The organism is Pontivivens marinum, assembly GCF_900231835.1.
Classification (GTDB): Bacteria; Pseudomonadota; Alphaproteobacteria; order Rhodobacterales; family Rhodobacteraceae; genus Pontivivens; species Pontivivens marinum.
Map to the genome: position 1 here is coordinate 21,792 of NZ_OCTN01000005.1, position 23,975 is coordinate 45,766.

Annotated in this window: 37 protein-coding genes; all 37 read right to left on the reverse strand. The window is 56.9% G+C overall.

Translation table 11 applies throughout. The features are described 5' to 3' along the window. Window positions 1-5 precede the first annotated feature (5 nt). The 37 genes from CR254_RS12170 to rpsL all read right to left on the reverse strand — a co-directional run bounded on the left by CR254_RS12170 (window position 6) and on the right by rpsL (window position 23,857). Window positions 6-716, reverse strand: a complete 711-nt coding sequence (locus tag CR254_RS12170) for an ATP12 family chaperone protein (RefSeq protein ID WP_097930371.1) — start codon at window positions 714-716, stop codon at window positions 6-8. Beyond that, the gene (locus CR254_RS12175) at window positions 713-1,369 is read right to left on the reverse strand and encodes an HAD-IA family hydrolase (RefSeq protein ID WP_097930373.1); all 657 of its coding nucleotides are present in this window, start codon (window positions 1,367-1,369) and stop codon (window positions 713-715) included. Before CR254_RS12175 ends, CR254_RS12170 begins: the two co-directional genes overlap by 4 nt. Continuing rightward, window positions 1,366-2,409 (reverse strand): RluA family pseudouridine synthase, encoded by a 1,044-nt coding sequence (locus CR254_RS12180; RefSeq protein WP_097930375.1) that lies wholly within the window; start codon window positions 2,407-2,409, stop codon window positions 1,366-1,368. Before CR254_RS12180 ends, CR254_RS12175 begins: the two co-directional genes overlap by 4 nt. Continuing rightward, the gene (gene crcB, locus CR254_RS12185; RefSeq protein ID WP_097930377.1) at window positions 2,406-2,780 is read right to left on the reverse strand and encodes a fluoride efflux transporter CrcB; all 375 of its coding nucleotides are present in this window, start codon (window positions 2,778-2,780) and stop codon (window positions 2,406-2,408) included. The genes CR254_RS12180 and crcB overlap by 4 nt, the downstream gene beginning before the upstream one ends. 76 nt (window positions 2,781-2,856) lie before the next feature. Next, the gene (locus CR254_RS12190) at window positions 2,857-4,167 is read right to left on the reverse strand and encodes a replication-associated recombination protein A (RefSeq protein WP_097930378.1); all 1,311 of its coding nucleotides are present in this window, start codon (window positions 4,165-4,167) and stop codon (window positions 2,857-2,859) included. Between the two features lie 117 nt (window positions 4,168-4,284). Beyond that, the gene (rplQ, locus tag CR254_RS12195) at window positions 4,285-4,704 is read right to left on the reverse strand and encodes a 50S ribosomal protein L17 (RefSeq protein WP_097930380.1); all 420 of its coding nucleotides are present in this window, start codon (window positions 4,702-4,704) and stop codon (window positions 4,285-4,287) included. A 112-nt stretch (window positions 4,705-4,816) separates the two neighbouring features. Next, complete coding sequence (locus CR254_RS12200; protein WP_097930382.1) at window positions 4,817-5,833, reverse strand: DNA-directed RNA polymerase subunit alpha; 1,017 nt, start codon at window positions 5,831-5,833, stop codon at window positions 4,817-4,819. Between the two features lie 142 nt (window positions 5,834-5,975). Beyond that, window positions 5,976-6,365 carry a 30S ribosomal protein S11 gene (rpsK, locus tag CR254_RS12205; RefSeq protein ID WP_097930383.1) on the reverse strand — a complete coding sequence of 130 codons (390 nt, stop codon included), beginning with the start codon at window positions 6,363-6,365 and terminating at the stop codon, window positions 5,976-5,978. A gap of 12 nt (window positions 6,366-6,377) precedes the next feature. Beyond that, on the reverse strand, window positions 6,378-6,746 hold the full coding sequence (rpsM, locus tag CR254_RS12210; protein WP_097930385.1) for a 30S ribosomal protein S13: 369 nt from the start codon (window positions 6,744-6,746) through the stop codon (window positions 6,378-6,380). Window positions 6,747-6,932: 186 nt separating this feature from the next. After that, a complete protein-coding gene (locus CR254_RS12215) occupies window positions 6,933-7,580 on the reverse strand; it encodes an adenylate kinase (RefSeq protein ID WP_097930387.1) in 648 nt (215 codons plus the stop codon). Then, window positions 7,580-8,938: a preprotein translocase subunit SecY gene (gene secY / locus CR254_RS12220; protein WP_097930389.1), complete on the reverse strand. Its 1,359-nt coding sequence runs from the start codon at window positions 8,936-8,938 to the stop codon at window positions 7,580-7,582. The genes CR254_RS12215 and secY overlap by 1 nt, the downstream gene beginning before the upstream one ends. 98 nt (window positions 8,939-9,036) lie before the next feature. After that, window positions 9,037-9,522, reverse strand: a complete 486-nt coding sequence (gene rplO, locus CR254_RS12225; RefSeq protein WP_097930391.1) for a 50S ribosomal protein L15 — start codon at window positions 9,520-9,522, stop codon at window positions 9,037-9,039. Between the two features lie 188 nt (window positions 9,523-9,710). Continuing rightward, window positions 9,711-9,899, reverse strand: a complete 189-nt coding sequence (gene rpmD / locus CR254_RS12230; RefSeq protein WP_097930393.1) for a 50S ribosomal protein L30 — start codon at window positions 9,897-9,899, stop codon at window positions 9,711-9,713. After that, the gene (gene rpsE / locus CR254_RS12235; protein ID WP_097930395.1) at window positions 9,900-10,472 is read right to left on the reverse strand and encodes a 30S ribosomal protein S5; all 573 of its coding nucleotides are present in this window, start codon (window positions 10,470-10,472) and stop codon (window positions 9,900-9,902) included. Between the two features lie 10 nt (window positions 10,473-10,482). Next, window positions 10,483-10,842, reverse strand: coding sequence for a 50S ribosomal protein L18 (rplR, locus tag CR254_RS12240; RefSeq protein ID WP_097930397.1), 360 nt, complete (start codon window positions 10,840-10,842; stop codon window positions 10,483-10,485). A 12-nt stretch (window positions 10,843-10,854) separates the two neighbouring features. Then, window positions 10,855-11,388: a 50S ribosomal protein L6 gene (gene rplF, locus CR254_RS12245; protein WP_097930398.1), complete on the reverse strand. Its 534-nt coding sequence runs from the start codon at window positions 11,386-11,388 to the stop codon at window positions 10,855-10,857. A gap of 13 nt (window positions 11,389-11,401) precedes the next feature. Then, on the reverse strand, window positions 11,402-11,800 hold the full coding sequence (gene rpsH / locus CR254_RS12250) for a 30S ribosomal protein S8 (RefSeq protein ID WP_180955984.1): 399 nt from the start codon (window positions 11,798-11,800) through the stop codon (window positions 11,402-11,404). 12 nt (window positions 11,801-11,812) lie between these two features. Next, window positions 11,813-12,118 (reverse strand): 30S ribosomal protein S14, encoded by a 306-nt coding sequence (gene rpsN, locus CR254_RS12255; protein WP_097930400.1) that lies wholly within the window; start codon window positions 12,116-12,118, stop codon window positions 11,813-11,815. Window positions 12,119-12,134: 16 nt separating this feature from the next. Beyond that, the gene (gene rplE, locus CR254_RS12260) at window positions 12,135-12,695 is read right to left on the reverse strand and encodes a 50S ribosomal protein L5 (protein WP_097930402.1); all 561 of its coding nucleotides are present in this window, start codon (window positions 12,693-12,695) and stop codon (window positions 12,135-12,137) included. Further along, the gene (gene rplX / locus CR254_RS12265) at window positions 12,688-13,002 is read right to left on the reverse strand and encodes a 50S ribosomal protein L24 (protein ID WP_097930404.1); all 315 of its coding nucleotides are present in this window, start codon (window positions 13,000-13,002) and stop codon (window positions 12,688-12,690) included. Before rplX ends, rplE begins: the two co-directional genes overlap by 8 nt. A 1-nt stretch (window position 13,003) precedes the next feature. Beyond that, on the reverse strand, window positions 13,004-13,372 hold the full coding sequence (rplN, locus tag CR254_RS12270; RefSeq protein WP_097930406.1) for a 50S ribosomal protein L14: 369 nt from the start codon (window positions 13,370-13,372) through the stop codon (window positions 13,004-13,006). Window positions 13,373-13,423: 51 nt separating this feature from the next. Further along, window positions 13,424-13,669 (reverse strand): 30S ribosomal protein S17, encoded by a 246-nt coding sequence (gene rpsQ / locus CR254_RS12275; RefSeq protein ID WP_097930416.1) that lies wholly within the window; start codon window positions 13,667-13,669, stop codon window positions 13,424-13,426. Between the two features lie 3 nt (window positions 13,670-13,672). Further along, window positions 13,673-13,879 carry a 50S ribosomal protein L29 gene (rpmC, locus tag CR254_RS12280; RefSeq protein WP_097930418.1) on the reverse strand — a complete coding sequence of 69 codons (207 nt, stop codon included), beginning with the start codon at window positions 13,877-13,879 and terminating at the stop codon, window positions 13,673-13,675. A 240-nt stretch (window positions 13,880-14,119) separates the two neighbouring features. Beyond that, on the reverse strand, window positions 14,120-14,533 hold the full coding sequence (gene rplP, locus CR254_RS12285) for a 50S ribosomal protein L16 (protein WP_097930420.1): 414 nt from the start codon (window positions 14,531-14,533) through the stop codon (window positions 14,120-14,122). 21 nt (window positions 14,534-14,554) lie between these two features. Next, window positions 14,555-15,268, reverse strand: coding sequence for a 30S ribosomal protein S3 (gene rpsC, locus CR254_RS12290; protein WP_097930422.1), 714 nt, complete (start codon window positions 15,266-15,268; stop codon window positions 14,555-14,557). Continuing rightward, a complete protein-coding gene (gene rplV / locus CR254_RS12295; protein WP_097930424.1) occupies window positions 15,268-15,657 on the reverse strand; it encodes a 50S ribosomal protein L22 in 390 nt (129 codons plus the stop codon). Before rplV ends, rpsC begins: the two co-directional genes overlap by 1 nt. Window positions 15,658-15,659: 2 nt before the next feature. Next, window positions 15,660-15,938 (reverse strand): 30S ribosomal protein S19, encoded by a 279-nt coding sequence (gene rpsS, locus CR254_RS12300; protein WP_097930426.1) that lies wholly within the window; start codon window positions 15,936-15,938, stop codon window positions 15,660-15,662. 13 nt (window positions 15,939-15,951) lie between these two features. After that, a complete protein-coding gene (rplB, locus tag CR254_RS12305) occupies window positions 15,952-16,785 on the reverse strand; it encodes a 50S ribosomal protein L2 (RefSeq protein ID WP_097930428.1) in 834 nt (277 codons plus the stop codon). A 283-nt stretch (window positions 16,786-17,068) separates the two neighbouring features. Continuing rightward, a complete protein-coding gene (locus CR254_RS12310) occupies window positions 17,069-17,365 on the reverse strand; it encodes a 50S ribosomal protein L23 (RefSeq protein WP_097930430.1) in 297 nt (98 codons plus the stop codon). Beyond that, window positions 17,362-17,982 (reverse strand): 50S ribosomal protein L4, encoded by a 621-nt coding sequence (gene rplD, locus CR254_RS12315; protein ID WP_097930432.1) that lies wholly within the window; start codon window positions 17,980-17,982, stop codon window positions 17,362-17,364. The genes CR254_RS12310 and rplD overlap by 4 nt, the downstream gene beginning before the upstream one ends. Then, window positions 17,979-18,704, reverse strand: a complete 726-nt coding sequence (gene rplC / locus CR254_RS12320; RefSeq protein WP_097930434.1) for a 50S ribosomal protein L3 — start codon at window positions 18,702-18,704, stop codon at window positions 17,979-17,981. Before rplC ends, rplD begins: the two co-directional genes overlap by 4 nt. 10 nt (window positions 18,705-18,714) lie before the next feature. Further along, complete coding sequence (gene rpsJ, locus CR254_RS12325; RefSeq protein WP_097930436.1) at window positions 18,715-19,023, reverse strand: 30S ribosomal protein S10; 309 nt, start codon at window positions 19,021-19,023, stop codon at window positions 18,715-18,717. 78 nt (window positions 19,024-19,101) lie between these two features. Then, window positions 19,102-20,277, reverse strand: a complete 1,176-nt coding sequence (gene tuf / locus CR254_RS12330; RefSeq protein ID WP_097930437.1) for an elongation factor Tu — start codon at window positions 20,275-20,277, stop codon at window positions 19,102-19,104. A 36-nt stretch (window positions 20,278-20,313) separates the two neighbouring features. Further along, complete coding sequence (locus CR254_RS12335) at window positions 20,314-20,847, reverse strand: hypothetical protein (protein WP_097930439.1); 534 nt, start codon at window positions 20,845-20,847, stop codon at window positions 20,314-20,316. 11 nt (window positions 20,848-20,858) lie between these two features. Then, window positions 20,859-22,976: an elongation factor G gene (gene fusA / locus CR254_RS12340; RefSeq protein ID WP_097930441.1), complete on the reverse strand. Its 2,118-nt coding sequence runs from the start codon at window positions 22,974-22,976 to the stop codon at window positions 20,859-20,861. A gap of 23 nt (window positions 22,977-22,999) precedes the next feature. After that, window positions 23,000-23,470 (reverse strand): 30S ribosomal protein S7, encoded by a 471-nt coding sequence (gene rpsG / locus CR254_RS12345; protein ID WP_097930443.1) that lies wholly within the window; start codon window positions 23,468-23,470, stop codon window positions 23,000-23,002. A 15-nt stretch (window positions 23,471-23,485) separates the two neighbouring features. Continuing rightward, the gene (gene rpsL, locus CR254_RS12350) at window positions 23,486-23,857 is read right to left on the reverse strand and encodes a 30S ribosomal protein S12 (protein ID WP_055085582.1); all 372 of its coding nucleotides are present in this window, start codon (window positions 23,855-23,857) and stop codon (window positions 23,486-23,488) included. Window positions 23,858-23,975 lie beyond the last annotated feature (118 nt).

Here is a 23,975-nt window from a genome sequence, read left to right on the forward strand (position 1 = left end):
ATCAATTACTCCCGAACGAGATTGAGGAAGCTGCACGCCTCCTGCAACGCCGTAACCTTGCGCGTGCGATTGGCGATTGCCTCATCATCCGCGCCCCAGAATTGTTCCTGCCACAGCGCGTCCAGTTCGGACAGGCGAATCGCCTCTGCCGCATCGATGCGCCCCTCAAGCAGGGCAAAGCCAAGGATCAGGCTGCCCGGCAAGGTCACGAAATCATGAAACGCCGTCAGCACAAACGGATCCAGAGCATCGGTTGCATCACGCAAAACCTGCAATGAGCTTTCCGGTTGTGGATGCGGGATCAGGCCAACGATCCGCAGCAAGGGCGCGTTCAGGGCCTCAGTCGCCCAGACGAGGTGGGGTTCCCAATGCTGGTTTTGCTCACGAACCAAGCTTTCCGGCCCCTCGGCACGATAGCACAGCAAATCCGTACCGCCGTAATCGGCCAGCATTTCAACAACGGCGCTGCGCTGGGGCAGTACCTTGTCCAAGGTGGAGTTCGCAGCACGGGTCAGCGGCATCGTATCGGGGCGGACCGCTTCCTCCTGCGCGGCCCATTCCGCGGCGATTCCATTGGCAAGCGCCTGCGCAGGCACGATCAAGGGCGTTTTACCCGGCGTGCGAATGCCACGACCGTCTAGCGTGACGGCAAATCCACCATCGCGCGGCTCAACTGCGGTTTCTTTCCAGAACCGCTTTTTTTTCCATTCACTCATGTCAGCAACGGCACCAATTGGTCGAAATGTGTCAAAATATCCGAGGCTCCGGCGGTGCGCAGGTCCTCATCAGGATGATAGCCCCACGACACGCCGATACTGCGCACGCCTGCGGCGCGCCCCATCTCGATATCAAATGTCGTGTCACCAATCATAACGGCAGCATCAGCCGCCACGCCGCTCTCGGCCAAGGCAGTATGAACCATGGATGGGTGCGGCTTTGATGGATGCCCGTCCGCAGTTTGAATGGTTGTGAAAAACCGGCCAATATCGTGGGCGGCAAAGACGTGATCGACGCCGCGCCGTGCCTTTCCAGTCGCCACACCCAGCTGCCAGCCCGCATCGGCCAAGCCCTGCAACGCGGCCAACGCACCGGGATAGAGCGGAACGGATGCTTCACCACCGGTTGCGGCCCGTTGAGCAACAAATTCAGCGCGGTAGGCATCTGTTAGGGCGACAATACCTGCTGCATCAACCTCAACCGGGGCCAAGCGGGTCATTGCCTGTGGCAAGCTAAGCCCCACGATGGACAGGACAGCATCGCGGCTGGGCACCGTCAGACCCATCTGTTCAAATGCAGCCGCCATGGCCCCGACGATCAACACCTGTGAGTCGATCAGCGTGCCATCCATGTCAAAGATTGCGAGCTTCATTCAAGATCCTCGAACGGATCGCCGGAAACGCCCCTGGTTTCCCAGCCGAATGTCTCCCAAGTGCGGGCCATATGTTCGGGCAGTGGCGCGGTAAAGCTCAACTTCGAGCCATCCATCGGATGTTCGATAAATACGAAGCGGGCATGCAGGTGCAGCTTACGGCTGATCGCCCCGCCCAATTGCGCACCCCAGCCATCACCATCATTGGTTTGGCTGTTGCCACCATATTTACCGTCGCCAATGATCGGGTGCCCGATCTCCGCCATATGTGCGCGCAACTGATGGGTACGGCCGGTAATTGGCGACAGGGCAACCCACGCGGCGCGCTGACCTGCGCCCTCCATCACCATGTAATCAGAAACGGCACGTTTGGCGCCCTCCGTCCGGTCAACATGGTCGGGATGGACGGCGACCATCTTCTCACCCGCGCCATTCGGGCCATGACCACCGGCCTTAACCAAACCGTAGCGGATCGTACCGGCGCGTGGGTGAGGCATGCCAGCAACCACGCTCCAATAGATCTTGCGCGTGCGGCGCGCCTGAAAACCACGGGCGAGGGCCGCAGCCGCGCGCCCTGTGCGGGCCATAATCAGCACACCGGATGTGTCGCGATCCAGACGGTGCACCAAACGGGGCGGCGCATCGGCGTCAAAGCGCAACGCCTCTGCCATGCCGTCAATGTGACGGGTTTGTCCCGAGCCGCCCTGCACCGCCAAACCGGCCGGTTTGTTCAGGACGATCATGTGCTCGTCCTTCCACATCACGGCTTCGCGGATCATCCGTGTGTCCGCCTCACTGACCAGCGGGCGGTTATGAACGGCAGGTGCTTCATTCGTGGGCAGCGGCGGCAGGCGTAAAACCTGCCCCTCGGCCAGTCGGGTGTTCGATTTTACACGACCACCATCAATGCGAACCTCACCCTTACGACACATCTTTTCGATGCGCCCCTGTGTGATCTGGGGAAAGCTTTTGCGGATCCAACGATCCAGCCGCTGGCCCTCCGCCTCGGAATCCAGGGTTATTGTTTGTACGCCGCTCATGTGAAAATCGTCCTCGCTACCGCTGCGCCTGCAAATATCGCTCCGAGACCCAGCACGAGGCTCGCGCTCGCGTACCCTCCGGCCAGACCAAAGCGGCCCTCTTCGATCAAGCGCATCAGATCGAGGGAAAATGTTGAGAATGTCGTGAAGCCGCCCAGCAGCCCTGTGGTTAGAAACAATGAGAGCTGTGCGTTGCCAACGCCCCGCCGCACCAGCCAGATCGCCGCCATGCCCATCAGGAATGAGCCGAGCACATTGATGCAAAGCGTCACCGAGGCGAAATCCGAAACACCTATTCGAATGGCCAGACGACCCGCCAAATAGCGCATGGACGCGCCGATTGCACCACCGAGGGCAACGACCCAAATCATGTTAATATCACTGACTTATTCATGCGCCTGTCTACGCCCGCCATTACCTCAAATTCAAGGGGCGCGGCCCGCCATGTCAGCTCGTTTCGTTACGGCGCGCGCGTAGTTTGGCGAAATAATCCACGCGTTTTTTCAACTCGCGTTCTGCACCCCGTTCGACAGGCACGTAATACACGCCGCGCTTCATGGTTTCGGGGAAGTAATCCTGCCCCGAAAACCCATCCTCGGCGTTGTGATCATAGTTATAGCCGACGCCGTAACCCTCATCCTTCATCAGACGGGTTGGGGCGTTGAGAATATGTTTTGGCGGTGGTTCCGAGCCATATTCCTTGGCCGAAATCATCGCTGCCTTATAGGCGACATAGGCCGCGTTGGATTTCGGGGCCAGCGCGAGGTAGATAACAGACTGCGCCAGCGCTAGTTCACCCTCAGGACTGCCCAGCCTCTCATATGTATCCCAACTTTGCAGGCATATTGCTTGAGCTTGCGGATCGGCAAGGCCGATATCCTCCACCGCCATTCGGGTGATACGGCGCGCCAGATATCGCGGATCCTCACCGCCCTGCAACATCCGCCCCAGCCAATAAAGCGCCGCGTCAGGGTCCGACCCGCGCACCGATTTATGCAGCGCGGAGATCAGGTTGTAATGCTCGTCCCCTGATTTATCATATTTACTGGCACGTCTGGTGAGCCGCGATGTCAGCGCATCAATGCCAACAGGCTTGGTCGCCCCCCAACTCAACACCTGTTCCGTTAGGTTGAGCAGAGCGCGCCCGTCGCCATCCGCCATTTCGGTTAGGGCTTCACGTGCATAACCATCCAACGGTAGCGCGCCGTCCTCCTGCTCCACCCGTTGCAGGATTTTTTCCAGTGCGATCAGGTCCAACCTTTTTAGTGTGATGACCTGTGCACGGCTGAGCAAAGCGGAGTTCAGTTCAAAGCTGGGATTTTCGGTCGTGGCTCCGACCAGAACAATGGTTCCATCCTCCATATGGGGGAGAAAGCCGTCCTGTTGCGCCTTATTGAACCGGTGGATTTCGTCCACGAACAGCAACGTACCGCCGCCATTCGCACGACGGATTTTCGCAGCATCAAAGATTTTACGCAGGTCCGGCACGCCGGTGAAAATCGCACTGATCTGCACGAATGTCAGATCGGTTTCGGCGGCAAGCAGTCGCGCGATCGTTGTTTTCCCAACACCCGGCGGGCCCCAGAAAATCACGGAGCCAAGATTGCCCGCAGCCAGCATTGCTCCCAGCGGCCCCTCGGCCCCCAGCGCATGATCCTGCCCGATTACATCCGACAGGGTGGCCGGTCGCATCCGATCGGCAAGCGGTCGCGGCATGTCCCGTCCGGCGGGCGTCGATGAGTCAAATAAATCGGCCATATCCAGCAGATAGTCGGCTTAGCGGTGATGCGCAAATTCAGTTTCGTTTGGCTATGGTTCAGAAACGAAAAACCCGGCGCATTGGCCGGGTTCTTCCTAATCAGATGCGTGTGAAATTTACTCTTCAGCAGCTTCTTCAGCAGCCAGACGAGCCTTGTCGCTTGCGCCCTTTGCGGACACATCGCGGTCAACCAGCTCGATGATCGCCATTGGCGCCATGTCGCCATAACGGAAGCCAGCCTTGAGAACGCGTGCGTAACCGCCGTTGCGGTCCTTGTAGCGTGGCCCAAGGATGTCCATCAGCTTTGCAACAGCAGCATCCTGCTTCAGCTGGGCGTGGGCCAGACGACGACCGTGCAGGTCGCCCTTTTTGCCCAGCGTAATCAGCTTGTCGATGATGCGCTTCATTTCCTTCGCCTTAGGCAGCGTTGTCTTGATCTGCTCATGCTCGATCAAGGACACAGCCATGTTCGAGAACATAGCCTTCCGGTGCTCGTGGGTCCGGTTGAGTTTACGGTAGCCATTACCATGACGCATATTTCTATTCCTTCTTCGCTTTTATGCTTTGTCTGGCGGTCCATGCGTGGTGGCCGCTCTCCTTGGGGCGGAATTGCCCAGTCGTTAGGGGGCCCGAAGGCCCCCCGAAAAATCAGAACTGATCTTCGTATTTCTTGGCCAGATCCTCGATATTCTCTGGCGGCCAATCTACGATATCCATACCGAGGTGCAGGCCCATTCCGGTCAGCACTTCTTTGATCTCGTTCAGGGACTTGCGGCCGAAGTTCGGCGTGCGCAGCATTTCTGCTTCGGTCTTCTGAATCAGATCGCCGATATAGACGATGTTGTCGTTCTTGAGGCAGTTTGCCGAACGCACAGACAATTCCAGCTCGTCCACTTTCTTGAGCAGAAGCGGGTTGAACTCCAGATCCTCCTCTTCCTCGGCGCGGGTAGCGGCCTCAGGCTCGTCAAAGTTGACGAAGACGTTGAGCTGATCCTGAAGAATGCGCGCTGCGTAGGCAACTGCGTCCTCAGGGGAAATCGAACCATCGGTTTCGACATTCAGCGTCAGCTTATCATAGTCGAGCACCTGACCCTCACGGGTTGGCTCCACTTTGTAGCTAACTTTACGTACAGGCGAGAACAGCGCGTCGACCGAAATCAGGCCAATCGGTGCATCCTCAGGACGGTTTTTGTCCGCTGCAACATAGCCCTTACCGTTTTCAACGGTCAGTTCCATATACACAGACGCACCATCGTCGAGGTGACAGATCACGTGCTCTTTGTTCAGAACCTCGATGCCTGCGCTCTCGGAAATGTCGGCGGCAGTAACGAGGCCCGGGCCCTTTGCGGAGATCGAGAGACGCTTAGGTCCATCAACTTCCATAGCAATCGCGACACCCTTGAGGTTCAGAACGATGTCGGTGACGTCTTCACGCACACCAGCAACGGACGAAAACTCATGCAGAACGCCGTCGATTTGTACGGACGTGATCGCGGCGCCCTGAAGCGAGCTCATCAGCACGCGACGCAGGGCATTGCCCAGTGTCAGGCCAAAGCCACGCTCAAGCGGCTCAGCCGAGGCTGTTGCAAAACGCTTAGGGTCATTTCCAGGCTTAATTTCAAGCCCGGTCGGGCGGATGAGCGCCTGCCAGTTCTTGTGGATCATCTAATATCCTCCATACCAGTTCCCTGCCGGATCCTTTGCCGGGAACGCCCGAGGGATTCACCGTGTCCGAAGTAGACTTCAAACGGGTTGGAGTGCGGGCAGGTCTGGCCCGCACGCACCCCAGAATTTGTAGTGCCGAAGGTTAAACCCGGCGACGCTTTGGCGGACGGCATCCGTTATGCGCGATTGGTGTCACGTCACGGATCGCCGTGATAGTGAAGCCAACAGCAGCCAGAGCACGCAATGCGCTCTCACGGCCGGAACCTGGGCCCTGCACCTCAACGTCGAGCGTGCGCATACCGTGCTCCTGAGCCTTGCGACCAGCATCCTCAGCAGCAACCTGTGCAGCATAAGGTGTGGATTTACGCGAGCCTTTGAAGCCCATCGTGCCGGACGAGGACCATGCAATTGCATTGCCCTGCGCGTCGGAGATGAGGATCTTCGTGTTGTTGAACGAAGAGTTTACGTGTGCGACGCCTGCCGAGATATTCTTGGAGACTTTTTTCTTCGCGCGTACTTTTTCACGAGCCATGTTTAAGCCTCCTTATTTCTTCTTGCCAGCAATGGCCTTTGCAGGGCCTTTGCGGGTGCGAGCGTTGGTGCTGGTACGCTGACCGCGTACTGGCAGACCACGACGATGACGCAGACCGCGATAGCAGCCAAGGTCCATCAGACGCTTTACGTTCATCGAGTTTTCACGACGAAGATCACCCTCTACGGTGAAGTTCGCGTCGATGTGCTCGCGCAGTTTCAGGGCATCCGCATCGCTGAGTTCGTTGACGCGAGTCGTTGGCGCAATGCCAGTCGCTTCACAAATCTCAACGGCGGAGGAACGGCCAATGCCGTGTACGTAGGTGAGAGCGATCTGCACCTGCTTGTTGGTCGGGATGTTAACGCCTGCAATACGCGCCAAGGATATTCTCCAGTCCGGTTGCGGTTCCGTGACACCAGAACCTTTTTTCACAACGAAGGACCACCGCCATAACAGCCGATGGTCCCGATAGACAGATCCCGTAGAATCTGATTCCCCTGTGTGTAGGGAAGGCGGCTTTATAGCGGAACTGTAAAGCGCGTCAATGCTTGTAAGTAAGCTTTCTGCTTAAGCAGAAAGTGCACCGTCTACTCGGGCCTTAACCTCATCGATTGGGCCGAGGCCGTCGATCGAGCGCAACTTCTCATTTGCGTAATAATACCCGATCAGCGGCGATGTCTCACGGTAATAAGTCAGCAGCCGATTGCGCATCGACTCCTCATTATCATCCGCGCGGCGGGTAAAGGTCGTACCGCCACATTTGATGCACTTACCATCCGCAGGAACCGGACGCGTCTCATCGTGGTAAACCTCACCACAATCAGCACAGGTCGAACGGCCCGTGACGCGTGCGACCAGCGCATCGTCATTCACACGCATTTCAACAACATCGTCCAGAGTCTTACCGTGCTTTGCCAGCAACTCGCCCAATGCATCAGCCTGTGCCAAGGTGCGGGGGAAGCCGTCAAAGATGAAGCCGTTGCCGCCCTCATCACTATTCAGACGCTCCTCGATCAGGCCGATAACGATCTCATCAGTGACCAGATCACCGCGCGCCATTACGTCCGCAACAAGGTTGCCCATTTCCGTGCCGGAGCTCTTTGCTGCGCGCAGCATGTCGCCGGTCGAGAGCTGAACCAGCCCACGCTCTTCAACCAGAGTACGAGCTTGTGTGCCTTTACCAGCACCCGGTGGGCCAAGCAGGATAATATTCATCAGTGACGTCCCAGTGGTTTTTTCTTGCGGGCACCTTTACCACTCAGCTTGGATTTTTCAATCAAGCTTTCGTACTGGTGCGCAAGCATATGGCTCTGGATTTGGCTAACTGTGTCCATCGACACCGAAACAACGATCAACAGCGATGTACCGCCGAAGTAGAACGGCACGGACAATTGCGAGATCAGGATCTCTGGCAACAGGCAAACCGCGACCAGATAGCCCGAACCGATAACCAGCAGGCGGGACACGACATAGTCGAGATATTCCGCTGTACGCTTACCCGGGCGCAGACCAGGCACGAAGCCGCCTTGTTTCTTGAGGTTATCCGCAACTTCTTCAGTCTTAAACGCCACATTCGCTGTGTAGAAATAAGCGAAGAACACGATCATGCCACCGAAGAACAGCAAGTTCAGAGGTTGTCCACGACCGAGATAGGCCGAAATGTAGCTCAGCACGCCAGTGCCACCACCGGCCGAGAATGTCGCGACAGTTTGCGGCAACAGCAGCAGTGAGGACGCGAAAATCGCAGGGATAACGCCAGCCGGGTTCAGCTTGATCGGCAGGTGAGAGCTCTCACCACCATACATCTTATTGCCAACCTGACGGCGTGGATACTGAATGTGCACCTTACGCAGAGCACGCTCCATGAACACAACGAATGCGATCACTGCGATAGACATCAGAATGACGCCGATCACCACACCAGCGCTAATCGCACCTGTGCGGCCAGCCTCAAAGAATTGCGCCACAGCGGCGGGCAACTCGGCAATGATGCCAACGAAGATGATCAGCGAAATACCGTTACCGATGCCGCGTGCGGTAATTTGCTCACCCAGCCACATCAGGAACATTGTGCCGCCAACCAGCGTAATCACTGTTGAGGCACGGAAGAACCAGCCAGGATCGAGCGCGAGGCCGCCGGTTTCAAGACCAACAGCGATGCCGTACCCTTGGAACAGCGCCAGCAGAACTGTACCATAACGGGTGTATTGGTTGATCTTGCGACGCCCCTGCTCGCCCTCTTTCTTGATCTGTTCAAGGCGTGGCCACATGGACGACAGCAACTGAACAATAATCGAGGCCGAGATATAGGGCATAATGCCTAGCGAGAAGACCGCCATCCGGCTGATCGCGCCACCGGTGAACATATTCACCAAGCCGCCAATGCCTGACTGCGCGCTGTCAAAAAACTCGCGTAGCTGCACAGTATCGATACCCGGAACCGGGATATACGTACCAATGCGATAAACAATGAGAAGGGCCACGGCGAACAAAATGCGCTGTTGCAGCTCTTTGGCTTTGCCAAAGGTGCTCCAGCTCATGTTCGCGGCCATCTGTTCCGCTGCGGATGCCATCTTGGGGCCCTCCATGATTGCGCCGCCGAACCGGGATGGCTCAGGCGGCGCGAAAGTTCACTGATAGATGTAATGGGCGCAGGGCGCTCCCACAACCATCATTCTGTGGCTGCTGCGTCCGCTGGCGTAGCTGTGATCGTCACAGTGCCACCCGCTTTCTCAACTGCTTCCACCGCACCCTTGGATGCGCCGGTGATGCTGAGCTTCACCGCAGAGGTGATGTCACCCTTTGCCAGAACCCGAACACCGTCCAGCTTGCGACGGACCAGACCGGATGCAACCAGTGCATCCTCTGTGATCTCAGCCGATGCGTCCAGTTTGCCAGCGTCGATGAATTTCTGGATCAGACCAACGTTAACAACAGCATACTTGTTCGGGTTAGGAACGTTGAAGCCGCGCTTGGGCAGACGCTGGTAGAGTGGCATCTGGCCGCCCTCGTAACCATTGATGGCTACACCGGACCGGGACTTCTGACCCTTGATACCACGTCCACCCATCTTACCCTTGCCGGAGCCGGGGCCACGACCGATGCGCTTCTTGGATTTCGTTGCGCCTTCGTTATCGCGCAGTTCATTCAGTTTCATGTCGCTCTCCTATTGCCGGATACGCCCACCGAGCGAGAAACGGGGACCACGGCGTTGATAGATTCGTAAATTGGCACAATGCCACCGCGTGGCTATACGTCCTGTCCGTGTAATGGGCAAGAGGAACAACACAAACGAAAACGCCCCGAACAATGTCGGGGCGCTCTCAATGCTAACATGACGAAGGCTTATGCCTTCTCTTCGACGATCTGCACCATGTGGGGCAATTTCGCGATCATGCCGCGAACCGAAGGAGTATCCTCCAGCTCACGTGTCTTGTTCATCTTGTTGAGGCCCAGACCCTTCAGCGTAGCCAGCTGGTCCTTTGGGCGGCGAATCGGCGAACCGATTTGCTTAACTACGATAGTTGCCATGATTTATGCCTCCACCGTCTCTTCAACTTCAACAGGAGCCGCTTCAGGCGTGCCGAGGATGTCGCCAACCTTTTTGCCACGACGCTGTGCAACCTGACGAGGAGAAGATTCCTTGTTCAGACCGTCCAGCGTAGCGCGGATCATGTTGTATGGGTTCTGCGAACCTGTGGATTTTGCCACAACGTCCTGAATTCCCAACATCTCGAACACTGCGCGCATAGGACCACCAGCAATGATGCCGGTACCCTGTGGAGCAGTCCGCATCACAACCTTACCAGCGCCGTGACGGCCCTGCATGTCGTGGTGCAGCGTCCGGCCCTCGCGCAGCGGAACGCGGATCATCGACCGCTTTGCTGCCTCGGTTGCCTTACGGATCGCCTCAGGTACTTCGCGGGCTTTACCCTTACCGAAGCCTACGCGACCCTTCTGGTCCCCAACAACGACGAGAGCTGCAAAGCCGAAGCGCTTACCACCCTTCACCGTCTTGGAAACCCGATTGATCGCTACGAGGCGATCGGCGAATTCCGGGTTCTCATCGCGATCGCGACCGCCCCGGCGATTATCTTCACGTGCCATTATCGCCTCCTTAGAACTTCAGTCCGCCCTCGCGGGCAGCATCCGCGAGCGCTTTGACTTTCCCGTGGAACAGGAAGCCACCACGGTCGAAGTAAACGACATCAATGCCCTTTTCCTTCGCCCGCTCGGCAATCGCGGCGCCGACCTTTGTGGACGCTTCGATGTTGTTCTTGCCCACAACACCCAGACCCGGCTCCAAAGTGGAAGCCGCTGCCAGAGTTACGCCCTGAACGTCATCGATGATCTGCACCGAAATGTTCTTGGACGAGCGGTGGACGCTCAAACGGGGACGGCCATTAGCCGTCTTCCGCAGTTTGTTCCGGACGCGCAGGCGGCGCTTCTGGAACAGATCACGCTTGGTATTTGCCATGTGATACGCTCCTTACTTCTTCTTGCCTTCCTTACGGAAGATAAATTCATCTTTGTATTTGATGCCTTTACCTTTGTAAGGTTCGGGTTTGCGCCATTCGCGGATATTCGCCGCGACCTGCCCGACCACTTGCTGGTCGATGCCCTCAACGGTGAGTTCGGTTGGCTTGGTCGCCGTAACCGTAACACCCTCAGGGATGTCGAAATCGACGTCGTGGCTGTAGCCGAGCGACAGTTTCAGGACCTTGCCCTGTACTGCTGCACGATAACCAACACCGTTGATCTCAAGCTCTTTCTTGAAGCCGGTGGTGACGCCCTGAACCAGGTTTGCAACCTGAGTTCGCGACGTACCCCACTGCTGCCGTGCACGCTTGGACTTGCCACGCGGAGCAACGGAAACCGTGTTGTCTTCAACCCGCAAATCGACATCGTCGGTTGCGGTGAAGGAGCGGACGCCTTTCGGCCCCTTCACTTCGATCGTCTGACCCGAGACGGTAGCGCTAACGCCACCGGGAAGGTCGATCGGTTTTTTCCCGATACGAGACATTGTCTACCCTTCCTTAGAATACGGTGCAGAGCACTTCGCCGCCAACGTTAGCGGAGCGTGCCTGCGCGTCGGACATAACGCCGCGCGGGGTGGAAACGATGGCCACACCGAGGCCCTGACGGACCTGCGGGATGTCCTTGACGCCCGAATACACACGACGACCAGGGGTCGAAACGCGCTTCAGTTCCCGGATAACCGGAACGCCGTCGAAATATTTCAGCTCGATGCGCAGGGCCGGGTGGCCGTCTGCACCGGTGATGGGCTCGTAGCCGCGGACATAGCCCTCAGCAACCAGAACATCGAGCACCCAAGCGCGAACCTTGGACGCAGGCGAAACCACGGAGGATTTGCCACGCATCTGAGAGTTGCGAATGCGGGTCAGCATATCGCCGAGAGGATCGTTCATAGACATTTTAAATCCCCCTTACCAGCTGGACTTAACCATGCCGGGGATCTGCCCAATCGAGGCATAATCCCGCAGCGCGATCCGGCTCATACGCAACTTACGGTAGTAAGCGCGTGGGCGACCGGTAATTTCGCAGCGGTTGTTGAGACGGGTTGGCGACGAGTTGCGGGGCAGTTTAGCGAGCTGCATCCGCGCCTTGAAACGCTCAGAGCGCTCCAGAGACTCATCATTGGCACGGGCCTTAAGCTCCGCACGCTTGTCGGCATATTTAGCAACGAGACGCTCGCGCTTTTTTTGCCGCTCGATCATGGATTTCTTTGCCATATCAGGACTCCGCGGCTCAGCTTGTGAACGGCATGTTGAATTGCTTCAACAGTGCCTTTGCTTCGGCATCGGTCTTTGCATTGGTGCAAATCACGATATCCATGCCCCACATCTGATCAACTTGGTCGAAGTTAATCTCAGGGAACACGATGTGCTCTTTCAGGCCCATGGCGTAGTTGCCACGACCGTCAAAGCTCTTGCCCGAAACGCCACGGAAATCGCGAACACGCGGCAGAGCCACGGTGATGAGACGATCCATGAAGTCATACATACGGTCGCCACGGATCGTGACTTTGACACCCAAAGGCATCTCTTCACGAACCTTGAAACCAGCGATGGATTTCTTGGCTTTGGTGATGACCGGCTTCTGACCAGCGATCTTCATCAGATCGTCATGGGCTGACTTGATCTTCTTGGAGTCGGCAACCGCCTCACCAACACCCATGTTCAGGACGATTTTGTCCAGACGCGGGATCTGCATGTCGTTCTTGTAGGAAAACTCTTCCTTCAGAGCGGCACGGATGGTGTCCAAGTATTGCGTCTTGAGACGCGGGGTATAAGTCGCAGCATCAAGCATTGATCGTCTCCCCGGATTTCTTTGCGAAACGCACTTTCTTGCCGTCTTCCATGCGGAAGCCAACACGAGTTGCGCCGCCATCTTTAGGATCAACCAGCGCGATGTTGCTCAGTTGGATCGGCATCTCTTTCGAGATCCGGCCGCCCTGTGCGTCCTGCGTCTGGCGTGTGTGGCGGATTGCAACGTTCACGCCCGACACGAGTGCCTTACCAGCCTGGGGGAGCATCTGGGTGATTTCACCCTCACGACCCTTATCCTTGCCGGTCAGCACGACGACCTTGTCGCCTTTGCGGAGTTTAGCAGCCATCTTACAGCACCTCCGGCGCAAGCGAGATGATCTTCATGAAGTTCTTAGCGCGCAACTCACGTACAACCGGTCCGAAGATCCGGGTGCCGACGGGCTCGCCTGCTGTGTTCAAGATCACCGCAGCATTGCGGTCAAAACGGATAGCCGTACCGTCATCGCGGCGTACTTCCTTGGCTGTGCGAACGACAACGGCCTTGCGGACGTCACCTTTCTTAACACGGCCCCGAGGAATAGCCTCTTTCACGGACACGACAATGATGTCGCCGACGGAAGCGTACTTACGCTTGGACCCGCCGAGAACCTTGATGCACTGAACCCGGCGAGCGCCAGAGTTGTCAGCGACATCCAGGTTTGTCTCTACCTGAATCATAGGTTGTCTCCCGACCTGTGGGGAACGTCCCCACGGTTTCGTTTAAATTGGTTACTCTGCCGACGCGGTGTCAGCAAAAACTTCCCAACGCTTCGTCTTGGAACGCGGCGCACACTCGATAATGCGAACTTGGTCGCCGATCTTGTACGTGTTGTTCTCGTCGTGCGCCCGATACTTCTTGGACGAACGGATCACCTTGTGAAACAGCGGGTGCGTGGTGCGACGCTCGACCTGGACCGTGATGGTCTGCTCGTTTTTGTCGCTGGTCACAACGCCGGTAAGAATACGCTTAGGCATCGATCACTCCTCGCCGGCCGCGGCTGCGGCTTTCTGGTTCAGTACGGTCTTAACACGTGCAACGTCACGACGGACGGTGCGGATACGTGCAGTGTTTTCCAGTTGGCCAGTGGCACCCTGGAAGCGGAGGTTGAAGGCCTCCTTTTTCAGCGCAACAAGCTGCTCACGCAGCTCATCAGGCGTCTTATCGCGTAGTTCAGCGGCGTTCATGCCGTCTTCCTTTCAAACATCACCGGAGTGCCCAAAACTTGGGTGACACTGATTCCGGTGGATTCAATGATTGAGCGGTCGCAATACGGGGGAATCATGCAGATAGCAAGCTCTGCGTGACAACAGGCTCAAATGTTTCAATTTGTGGCGCAATCCAGCATCCGGCAGCTCAACTTTTCGAAACGAAAAAGGCCCCTGTCGCTGGACAGGGGCCTTTCTCTGAATACGATTTAGACGGTCTTACCAGTCTTCACGCTCGATGAAACGGCACTTAACCGGGAGCTTCATCGCGGCAAGGCGAAGTGCCTCACGTGCGACGGTCTCGGAAACACCGTCGATCTCGAACATTACACGGCCAGGCTTAACCTTGGCAGCCCAGTAATCCACCGAACCTTTACCCTTACCCATCCGAACTTCGGTAGGCTTGGATGTGACAGGCACATCCGGGAAAATGCGGATCCATACACGGCCCTGACGCTTCATATGACGCGTCATTGCACGACGGGCTGCTTCGATCTGACGGGCAGTCACACGCTCAGGTGTTGTTGCCTTCAGACCGAACTGGCCGAAGTTAAGAGTGGAACCACCCTTAGCTTCACCGTGGATACGGCCTTTAAACTGCTTGCGAAACTTTGTGCGCTTTGGCGAAAGCATGTGTTCTCTCCTTCACGCGGCTCAGCGGTCGCGACCGCCGGGGCGTCCGCCGGGACGACCACCAGATTGCAGTTCTTCGTGACGACGATCACGAGCGGACGGATCGTGGTCCATGATCTCACCTTTGAAGATCCAGACCTTGATGCCGATGATGCCGTAGGCAGTCTTGCCCTCGACATGTGCGTGATCGATGTCAGCACGCAGAGTATGCAAAGGCACACGACCCTCACGATACCACTCGGTGCGCGCGATCTCAGCACCGCCCAGACGGCCAGCAGCGTTGATCCGGATACCCAGAGCACCCATACGCATAGCGTTCTGAACAGCACGCTTCAGCGCACGACGGAACGAAACACGACGCTCAAGCTGCTGAGCGATGTTCTCGGCAACCAGACGCGCATCGATTTCCGGCTTGCGGACTTCGACGATGTTCAGGTGCAATTCACTGTCGGTCAGCTTTGCAAGTTGCTTGCGCAGCGTCTCGATGTCAGCGCCTTTTTTACCGATGATAACGCCAGGCCGTGCGGCATGGATCGTTACGCGGCACTTGCGGTGCGGACGCTCAATGATAACGCGGCTGATGCCAGCAGCGTTCTGGTGCTTGTGGATGTACTCACGGATTTTGATGTCTTCGTGCAGAAGTCCACCGTAATCCTTCGTGTCCGCATACCAACGGCTGTCCCAAGTACGGTTGATCTGCAGTCGCAGACCGATTGGGTTAATCTTATTTCCCATTAGGCTTGCTCCTCGACTGCACCGACCTGCCGAACCAGGATCGTGACCTGGCTGAACGGCTTCAGGATCTTACCGAAGCGACCACGAGCCCGTGGGCGACCGCGCTTCATGACCATAGTCTTGCCAACATAGGCTTCGGCTACGACGAGCTCGTCGACATCCAGACCGTGGTTGTTTTCAGCGTTCGCAATAGCGGACTGAAGACATTTCTTAACGTCAGCAGCGATCCGCTTCTTGGAGAAGGTCAGATCGACGAGCGCCTTATCAACCGGCTTGTTGCGGATCATCTGAGCCACAAGGTTGAGCTTCTGAGGCGATGTGCGCAGCATGGAGCTGATTGCAATCGCTTCGTTATCCGCGGCGCGGCGGGGGTTCTTAGACTGTCCCATGATTATTTCCGCTTCGCTTTCTTGTCCGCAGCGTGACCGTAATAGGTCCGCGTTGGCGAGTACTCACCGAATTTCTGGCCAATCATATCCTCAGTAACGTTAACCGGGATGTGCTTTTTGCCGTTGTAAACGCCGAATGTCAGACCCACAAACTGGGGCAGAATCGTCGAACGACGGGACCAGATCTTGATGACCTCATTGCGACCGGATTCCCGCGACTTCTCAGCTTTCTTGAGAACGTAGGAATCGACGAACGGGCCTTTCCAGACTGAACGTGCCATGTGTCAGGCCTCCTTATTTCTTGCGCTGGTGGCGCGACCGCAAGATATACTTGTCAGTCGTTTTGTTGGTGCGGGTACGAGCACCCTTGGTCGGCTTACCCCATGGGGTAACTGGGTGGCGACCACCCGATGTCCGGCCTTCACCACCACCGTGCGGGTGATCGATTGGGTTCATAACAACACCACGTACCGAAGGACGGATGCCCTTGTGACGGTTGCGGCCTGCTTTACCCAGGTTCTGGTTCGAGTGGTCGGGGTTGGAAACCGCACCCACAGTTGCCATGCATTCCTGACGAACGAGACGAAGCTCACCCGAGGAAAGACGCAGCTGTGCGTAGCCACCATCACGACCAACAAACTGAGCGTAGGAACCGGCCGCGCGAGCAATCTGCCCACCCTTGCCTGGCTTCAACTCAATGTTGTGAACGATCGTACCGATAGGCATGCCGGTGAAGGGCATCGAATTGCCCGGTTTCACGTCGACCTTTTCGCCAGCCACAACCATATCGCCAACAGCCAAACGCTGTGGTGCAATGATGTAGGCCTGCTCGCCATCGGTGTATTTCAGGAGGGCGATAAATGCCGTCCGGTTAGGATCGTACTCGATCCGCTCAACCGCCGCAGGAACGTCGAACTTACGACGTTTGAAATCCACGATCCGGTAGAGACGCTTCGCCCCGCCGCCTTTGCGGCGCATGGTGATCCGTCCGGTATTGTTCCGTCCGCCGTTCTTGGTCAAACCCTCAGTAAGGGACTTGACCGGGCGGCCTTTCCAGAGCTCCGAACGGTCGATCAGAACCAGCCCGCGCTGGCCAGGCGTTGTCGGCTTATACGACTTCAATGCCATCTTGCTGTCATCCGTTTGCTTGCAGAGGGCACATAGCCCCCTTCCGTTTACAGGGCCCCAAAGGTCCCCAAATAAAATGTCCTTGCGAACAACGAGACAGCCCCAGACGAATCTGTGGCTGTGTCGATGGGTTCGTTTAGGGGGTGGAACAGGTCCGGTCAAGGGCTGCCGGACCAGATAGCAAGGATCGCCTAGAATCCATTACGCCAAACCTTGCCTAACAACGAAAAAGGCCCCCGCCAATTAGCAGGGGCCTTTTCAAAACATCAAAGATCAGATGATCTTAGAGGCCGGTAGAGACGTCGATGGAATTACCTTCCTCGAGCGTCACGTAAGCCTTTTTCACGTCCTTACGGGTACCGAGGCGACCGCGGAAACGCTTTACTTTGCCTTTGGTGACAGTGGTGTTAACCGCCTTCACCTTGACGTTGAACAGTCCCTCGACTGCCTCTTTGATCTGAGGCTTGTTCGAGTCGATTGCCACTTCGAAAACCACTGCATTGGACTCGGAAGCCAATGTGGATTTCTCGGTGATGATCGGACGGCGGATCACGTCGTAGAGTTCTGCCTTGGCGCTCATTTCAGTCGAGCCTCCAGTGCTTCAACGGCTGCCTTAGTCAGAACCAGCGTATCCTTTTTCAGGATATCGTACACGTTGGCACCAACGCTCGGCAGAACGTCGAGGGTTTCAATGTTGCGCGCTGCGCGGGCGAAGTTCGCGTCCACGTCTGCACCATCAATGATGAGTGCACGCTTCCAGCCCAGCTTGCTCAGACGCTTGGACAGCTCGGCTGTCTTTGCTTCCGACATCTTTGCACTTTCGATAACGACCAGTTCACCGGCAGTCATCTTGGCGCTCAATGCATGACGAAGACCTAGCTTGCGGAACTTCTTCGTCAGGTCATGCTCGTGGCTACGCGGGGTTGGGCCCTTGTAGACACCACCCTTACGGAAGATAGGCGCCTTACGGGAACCGTGGCGTGCGCCGCCGGTACCCTTTTGACGATAGATCTTCTTTGTCGAGTAGCTGACTTCAGAACGACCCTTGACCGAGTGCGTACCCTGCTGGGCACGTGCACGCTGCCAACGAACCATACGGTGCAGAATGTCTGCACGAGGCTCCAAGCCGAAGATGGTGTCGTCGAGCTCAATCGAGCCCTCCGAACCAGCGTCGAGGTTGATTACGTCGAGTTTCATGTGTTCTCACCCCCTTCTTCAGCAGGTGCAGCTGCCGCTTCAACAGCGGATTTCAGCGCAGCAGGCAGAACAACGTTCTCTGGAAGTGGCTTCTTAACCGCATCCTTGATCGTTACCCAGCCACCCTTGGAACCCGGAACCGCGCCCTTGACCATAATCAGGCCACGAGTGCTGTCAGTCTTTACGACTTCAAGGTTCTGGGTCGTCACGCGGACAGCGCCCATGTGACCAGCCATCTTCTTACCTTTGAAGACCTTGCCTGGATCCTGACACTGACCAGTCGAACCATGCGAACGGTGGGAAACGGACACACCGTGAGTAGCGCGAAGACCACCAAAGTTGTGACGCTTCATCGCACCCGCAAAGCCCTTACCAATCGAGGTACCGGCAACATCTACATACTGACCAGCGAAGTAATGGTCGGCGGTGATTTCTTCACCAACACCGATCATGTTGTCTTCGCTGACGCGGAACTCAGCAAGCTTGCGCTTAGGCTCTACCTTCGCAACCGCGAAGTGACCACGCATAGGCTGGCTGACGTTCTTGGCCTTTGCTGCGCCAACGCCGAGCTGAACAGCTGTGTAGCCATCCCGATCTGCGGTGCGCTGTGCAACGACCTGACATCCGTCCATCTGGAGAACCGTGACAGGAATTTGCCGACCGTCTTCCATGAACAACCGGGTCATGCCCAGTTTTTTTGCTATTACTCCGGAACGCAACATTTTCGCCCCCTCAGAGCTTGATTTCAACGTCCACACCAGCGGCGAGGTCGAGCTTCATCAGCGCGTCCACCGTCTGGGGTGTCGGATCTACGATATCGAGAAGCCGCTTATGCGTCCGGATCTCGAACTGCTCACGGCTCTTCTTGTCCACGTGCGGACCGCGAAGAACGGTAAACTTCTCAATCTTATTTGGCAGCGGGATAGGTCCGCGTACCGTTGCGCCCGTGCGCTTGGCCGTCGAAACGATTTCCTGCGTGCTGGCATCCAGCACGCGGTAATCGAAGGCCTTAAGCCGGATGCGAATGTTCTGACCGTTCATTGGGGTCGCCTCATTCATCAACGTGTTCAAAGAACGTGGCCGGGTAAACCCCGGCCACAAATCGGGTCTACGAGAGTATTACTCGTGGATTTTGGAGACGACGCCCGCGCCGACGGTGCGGCCACCTTCGCGGATAGCGAAGCGCAGCTTCTCTTCCATTGCGATAGGCTGGATCAGTTCAACGTCGAACTTCAGGTTGTCGCCAGGCATAACCATCTCGGTGCCTTCGGGCAGCATTACCGTGCCAGTTACGTCCGTTGTACGGAAGTAGAACTGTGGGCGGTAGTTTGCGAAGAATGGCGTGTGACGGCCACCCTCTTCCTTGGTCAGGATGTATGCTTCTGCCTCGAACTTCGTGTGCGGCATGACCGACTTTGGCTTACACAGGATCTGGCCCCGCTCAACGCCGTCACGGTCGATACCACGCAGCAGAACGCCAACGTTGTCGCCTGCCTCACCGCGATCCAGCAGCTTGCGGAACATCTCGACGCCCGTGCAAGTCGTGGTCTTGGTGTCGCGGATACCCACGATCTCGATGCTGTCGCCAACGTTGATAACGCCACGCTCAACACGACCGGTTACAACTGTACCACGGCCGGAGATCGAGAATACGTCCTCGATTGGCATCAGGAACGGCTGGTCAACTGCGCGCTCGGGCTGCGGGATGTACTCATCCACAGCTGCCATCAGCTTTGCGATGGAGTCTTTGCCGATCGCATCGTCGCGATCTTCCAGAGCGGCCAGAGCCGAACCAGGGATCACCGGGATATCGTCGCCAGGGTAGTCGTAGGAGGACAGCAGCTCGCGGATCTCCATCTCGACCAGCTCAAGCAGCTCTTCGTCGTCAACCTGATCGACCTTGTTCATGTACACAACCATGTACGGGATGCCGACCTGACGGCCGAGCAGGATGTGCTCGCGCGTCTGTGGCATTGGGCCATCTGCTGCGTTCACAACCAGGATCGCGCCGTCCATCTGCGCAGCACCGGTGATCATGTTCTTGACGTAATCTGCGTGGCCCGGGCAATCAACGTGCGCGTAGTGACGCGTTTCCGTCTCGTACTCAACGTGTGCCGTCGAGATCGTGATCCCGCGGGCTTTCTCTTCTGGCGCGCCGTCAATCTCGTCATACGCCTTGAAGTCGCCAAACTGCTTCGTAATCGCAGCTGTCAGCGTCGTCTTGCCGTGGTCAACGTGACCAATCGTGCCGATATTTACGTGCGGTTTCGTCCGCTCGAACTTTGCCTTCGCCATGCTCAGTCCCCTTCAGGATTGCAAGTGTTTCGTCGTTCAGGCGCCTAAAAGCACCCGCCGGGCGCGAGCAACAAACTGCTCCGCCAATTCAGTCAGCTCGGTGCCACGATCGGCCTGAGTGATGTCGGGCTGGTTGCCGTCTGCCACCCACCCGATCCCGGGCGAGAAAATTTCGGTAGGGGCGACAATCACCGCCCCCGTCGTTGCGTCCACGAGGGACACCGTGCCTCGCATTACTGCGACACCCTGACCGAACAGCCCAGCTTCGTTACCGTCGAAGCGAACGTCTGTTACGATCAGTTCGACACGAGTGGCACGAGTACCACCAATGTCCCAGATCAACTCCCGCTCTGCCGCGTCCAGTACTTCCGTACGAACAGTAGCCGAGTTGAAGTCAGGCGTGTCAAACTGCTCACGCAGTGCGCGTGTATCCACTGTCGCACCCGAAAAGGTGACGGCGCGGATCGTGGGAGCGTCCAGTGCTGGCGTGACATATTCTGTCAAACCAGGCTGGCCGCAGCCCATAAGCGGTAAAACCGCCAATCCACAAATGAATACACGACGCAACATTGCCATGCCCCTTACGCGAACTTCGCCTGAATCTCTTCCGAGATGTTCGAAGGAACCGCGTCATAGTGATCAAACTGCATCGAGAACTGCGCGCGGCCCGAAGACATGGAACGCAAGTTGTTGATGTAGCCGAACATGTTGGCCAGCGGTACGAAGGCGTCGATTACGATCGCGTTGCCGCGTGTATCCTGCCCCTGCACCATGCCGCGACGCGATGTCAGATCGCCGATGATCGAACCGGTATACTCTTCCGGTGTCAGAACTTCGACTTTCATCATCGGCTCAAGCATCTTCGCGCCTGCTTTACGCAGACCCTCACGCATACCCATCCGTGCCGCGATCTCAAATGCGAGAACCGAGGAGTCAACATCGTGGAAGGCGCCATCGATCAGGGCAACTTTGAAGTCGATTACGGGGAAACCGGCAAGTGGGCCGCTATCCATAACAGACTTGATGCCTTTTTCGACGCCCGGGATGTATTCCTTAGGAACCGCACCACCAACAATTTTGGACTCGAAGGAATAACCCTCGCCCGGCTCTGTCGGTGTGATGACCATTTTCACGCGGCCGAACTGACCTGTACCACCCGACTGCTTCTTGTGGGTGTAGTCAATTTCAGCTTCGCGCGAGATGGTCTCACGGTAGGCAACCTGTGGCGCACCGATATTCGCCTCAACCTTGAATTCCCGCTTAAGACGGTCAACCAGGATGTCGAGGTGAAGTTCGCCCATACCCTTCATGATCGTCTGACCGGACTCAAGGTCAGTTTCGACGCGGAAGGAAGGATCCTCAGCTGCCAGACGAGCCAGACCCTGAGACATTTTCTCTTGGTCTGCTTTCGTCTTAGGCTCGACGGCGATCTCGATCACTGGATCGGGGAACGTCATCGTTTCCAGAACGACCGGAGCGTTGATCGCGCAAAGCGTATCACCGGTGGTCGTATCCTTCAGGCCTGCCAGCGCAATGATGTCGCCTGCAAACGCTTCTTGGATCTCGTCCTGGTTGTTGGAGTGCATCATAACCATACGGCCGATGCGCTCTTTCTTAGCCTTGGTCGAGTTCAGGAAGCTGTCACCTTTTTTGATCATGCCCGAATAGATCCGGGTGAACGTCAGGGTGCCCATGAACGGGTCGTTCATGATTTTGAATGCGAGACCGGAGAATGGCTCGCTATCATCAGCATGACGTGCCTGATCGCGCGTTTCTGTCTCATCACCAGGCTTGAAGCCCATGTAAGCAGGAACGTCGAGAGGACCCGGCAGGTAATCAACAACAGCGTTGAGCAGAGGCTGAACGCCTTTGTTCTTGAACGCCGAGCCAGCCAGAACCGGAACGAAGGACATCGACAGCGTACCCTTGCGGATCAGCTTGCGAAGCGTCGCGACATCAGGCTCTTCGCCCTCCAGATACGCTTCCATGATGTCGTCGTCCATTTCGACGGCGAGTTCCATCATCTCAGCGCGCAGCTCGTCACAACGATCCTTGAGGGAATCGCGGATAGGCTGACGGGTCCAGGATGCACCGAGGTCTTCACCAACCCAGGTCCACTCTTCCATGGTAACCAGATCAACGATGCCTTCCAGCTCAGTTTCAGCCCCGATTGGGATCTGAATTGGCATGGCGCGCGCGCCGGTCCGCTTACGGATCATGTCGACACAGTTGTCGAAGTCCGCACCGATTTTGTCCATCTTGTTGACGAACACAATCCGTGGAACCTTGTACCGGTCGGCCTGACGCCAAACAGTCTCGGTCTGGGGCTCAACACCAGCGTTCGCATCCAGAACGCAAACCGCGCCATCGAGAACGGCGAGCGAACGCTCTACCTCGATGGTGAAATCAACGTGACCCGGAGTATCGATGATGTTGAAGCGATGCTTTGGCGTTTCTGCCTCTTCACCGTTCGACGTACGCTCCCAGAACGTGGTGGTCGCAGCAGAGGTGATCGTGATGCCACGCTCCTGCTCCTGCTCCATCCAGTCCATCGTTGCGGCCCCATCATGGACCTCACCGATTTTGTGGGATTTGCCGGTGTAGTACAGAATCCGCTCGGTACAGGTTGTTTTACCTGCATCGATATGCGCCATAATTCCGAAGTTACGGTAGCGCTCAAGGGGATAGTCGCGTGCCATGTGGATCGTCCTCTAGGCTCGAATTACCAGCGGTAATGGGAGAAGGCTTTGTTAGCCTCTGCCATCTTGTGCGTGTCTTCGCGTTTCTTCACAGCGGTACCGCGAGAGTTCACAGCGTCGAGCAGCTCGCCTGCGAGGCGCTCTTCCATTGTGTTCTCGTTACGGGCACGCGAAGCGTTGATCAGCCAGCGAATTGCCAGTGCCTCACGCCGCTCAGGGCGAACTTCGACGGGAACCTGATAGGTTGCACCACCAACACGGCGGGAGCGAACTTCCAGTGCCGGTTTGATGTTGTCCAACGCCTCGTGAAAGACCTCGATCGGCTCACGCTTGATCCGGTCCTCAACGCGAGTCATCGCGCCATACACGATGCTTTCAGCGGCAGATTTCTTGCCGTCGTACATCAGGTTATTCATGAATTTGGTCAGGACCTTATCGCCATACTTGGCGTCAGGCAGCACTTCCCGTTTCTCGGCGCGATGGCGACGTGACATCTCGCGAACTCCTTCTTATTTCGGACGCTTCGCGCCGTACTTCGAACGACGCTGGCGACGGTCTTTGACGCCCTGCGTATCGAGCACACCGCGAAGGATGTGGTAGCGGACGCCGGGAAGATCTTTTACCCGGCCGCCACGGATCAGAACCACAGAGTGCTCCTGAAGGTTGTGGCTTTCACCTGGGATGTAAGAGATCACCTCGAAACCGTTGGTCAGGCGTACCTTCGCAACTTTCCGCATAGCGGAGTTCGGCTTCTTCGGAGTCGTAGTATAAACACGCGTACAGACGCCGCGCTTCTGGGGGCAACCCTCCAGATGCTGCGACTTCGAGCGCTTGACTTTAGGCTGCCGCGGCTTGCGGATCAGCTGTTGAATCGTCGGCATTCTAATCTCGCCCTATCGTTCGTTCAACGCCCTGATGCGCGCCTCATGGCACGCACGAGCCACTGCGAATCCCTTTGGAATTCGCAATGGCGTGAATTTCAGAGGATCGGGGCAGTTG